Source organism: Pelagibacterium lentulum (assembly GCF_003992625.1).
GTDB lineage: Bacteria > Pseudomonadota > Alphaproteobacteria > Rhizobiales > Devosiaceae > Pelagibacterium > Pelagibacterium lentulum.
Window position 1 is genome coordinate 1 of sequence record NZ_RZMW01000036.1, and the last position, 2,549, is coordinate 2,549.

2 protein-coding genes are annotated in these 2,549 nt (G+C 58.9%); one reads left to right on the top strand and one right to left on the bottom strand.

The features are described 5' to 3' along the window. The coding region (locus EO133_RS10710; RefSeq protein ID WP_164734980.1) for a Fic family protein at positions 1 to 1,295 on the bottom strand (1,295 nt) is incomplete at its 3' end. Positions 1,296 to 1,472: 177 nt separating this feature from the next. Here EO133_RS10710 and EO133_RS10715 point away from each other — a divergent pair. Beyond that, the gene (locus EO133_RS10715; protein ID WP_164734981.1) at positions 1,473 to 2,444 is read left to right on the top strand and encodes a hypothetical protein; all 972 of its coding nucleotides are present in this window, start codon (positions 1,473 to 1,475) and stop codon (positions 2,442 to 2,444) included. The last annotated feature ends 105 nt before the right edge of the window (positions 2,445 to 2,549 follow it).

Sequence of the window (2,549 nt, forward strand, 5' to 3'; positions counted from 1 at the left end):
CGCTGCACGCAGCTATAGAGGAACTCGGCCTCCTCGGTGCAGTCGAAATAGCGATAGAGGTCCGCGGTGTCGTTGGTGACCTCGACATTATGGTTAGGCAGGGCCCGCCAGCCGATGAACTCCATCAGGGGACCGGAATGCCGCTTGAGGATCGTGGCATAGTCGTCGATGCGATCCAGCATGACGGCCGAGACGGGAAACACCATGCCGGGCGGGGTGTATTTACGCTCGGCGAGCACGTGGTGGACAAGACAGCGGTGCAAACGTCCGTTGCCGTCGACCAGCGGGTGGACGTATACGAACCCGAATGCAATCGCGGCAGCTTGCAGAACCGGATCGACGTCTGAGGTCCGCAGCCTGTTGTTGCATTCATTGAGGCCGGTCATGATGTCGGGAACATCCTGAGGACGGGCACCGATGAACTCGGGCAAAGGATCATGGTTGTGATCCCGCTCGCCCAGAAATACGCCCTCGCTGCGATATCCGATCTCGGTGAACCGATCGTCGCCGATCAGGATGCGGTGCAGTCGGTAGATTTCGGTCTGGTTGAGCGGACGCTTGCCAGCCCCGAGAACGGCACGTCCCCAACGCTCGAGCCGACTGGCTGGCGCGCGTTCCCCTTCGATCTCGAAACTCGCGCGGCTGTCTGCAAGCAACAGAAAACTTGCAGCCCGGGAAACAATGTGAGCGCCGGTTCGCCCTATCGTCTCCTGTGCCTTCCTGGAAAGATCGAGGGCCAGAAATGCTTCCAGCTTTTCTGTGCGCCTGATAATCGGACAGAACGCGCCCGTACCAAGCAGATTGTTGCGCACGCGATGGCGCAGGGACAGCGACGCGGGGCCGGTGAAATAGGCTTCGGGATCGAGTGCGTCGACGGCGGTGACTGTGGGGGCGTCGTCGATATCGAGCCGCTTGCCGCTCAAGGTTTCATAAAAGAACCACACACGTCGCGTCACCGCGCCGGTCGGTGTTCGCTGGATGAAATCTATGAGGTCCTGTTCCGGCAACGCATCGAGGATGCGTTTGAGAACCAGAAGATCGATCGGCTCATGGCGCAGGGCAAAGCCGAGATGGGCGTCCAGGGTGTCGTCCGGTTGATACCGTTTGTCATAGACCTCCCAGATGCCCTCCTGCCGGCGATTACCGCGCACATGGCGTTCGGAAATGCAGGCGGGGTTCCTCACAGGCGCCTTCACATCGAGCGCGTGGACAAGTGCCGCCCACCCTGCGAGCCGCGTACCTTCTGGAACGGGCTCATTTTGAAAATGGGCAGGTTTCCCGATGTCGAGTTCCATGTCGGCTTTCTCTCATGATTGCCGAAAAGCGATCATACGTCGCATATCCGCCGAAAAGAATTTACAGCGCCAGGATTGAAAATCAATGACCAATGTCGAAAATCGATCAAAAGGAGATGTGGGTGTCGAAAACAGGACGAAACGTGCCCGCCGGCCATTGACCAAAAAGGAGCCAAAATGCCGTCAAAAGAGCTCTCGCGTGAGGAACTGTTCGCGCTGGTTTGGGAGAAACCGACGCAGGAGGTGGCGAGGGAACTTGGCGTTTCAGATGTCGCCATCGCCAAGCTATGCGCTCGTCTTCAGGTTCCCAAACCGCCGCGAGGTTATTGGGCCAGGGTTCAATCCGGACAGACGCCGAAACGTCCGCCACTTGCGGCGTTTCGGGAAGAGGTTGATCGCAAACGCCGGGAAACGGCACGTGCGAAAGCAGTTGGAACATTGTCGAAACTGCAACAGCAATTCTACCAAGCTGCGCTCAGCGAGTTGGACGCTCGTGGTGTGGATGTGGGTGGGGCTGAGACGCGCGGGAGCAGGCTACGCGAACTCAACCCAGATCTCGCCGCACAGATCCTGCTCCTCATTCAAAACCGCGGGCATGATTGGGTCAAAGAGGGAAAAGTCGTCGCCAACTGGAACCATTCGGTTCAGGCCAGTGCGGCCAATCTCGTTGGAAAGCTCGTGCCACTCGCACGGCCACAGCTCTTGATGTTTGAGAGCGATCGCGAGCCCGGTCGGTACATGGCAAACGGCCCCGCGGTCTTCGTGCGTCTGACGGCACATCTGCAAGAGCGGATTGCCTCTCTGGTGCGCATCGTCCGGGACCAGAAACTGGACCACGTTGTCGTGCCGCTGATGGCCGCGGATCACGCGTGGTCGGCCCGGTATGTTTATGCGCCGGCAGCACATGTTTTCCTGGACAGCACATTGTGTGTTTCAGCCACCGAAGTCTGGGTGGAAAGTGCCCGGCGAGCGTGGCGCGACGAGGATCCGCCTGAACGGGTCGCCACCGGCAGACTCAAGCTGCGCGATATAATGCCGATCGATTACATGCCCGTTCGGGAAATCGAGCTGCCACCGGGCGTTTCCCGCGCCACCGTGAAACCTTACGCAGAGCGCCTGCAGGGATTACTCGAAGCCGATCGCTGTTGATTGCCGTTGAGATCTGACCCGGTACTGAGGGATTTTTCCACTGAGATTTGACCCATGTTTGAACGCTATCCTGCTCGTTTTGGGCAGGAGATTGAGGAGTGTTGG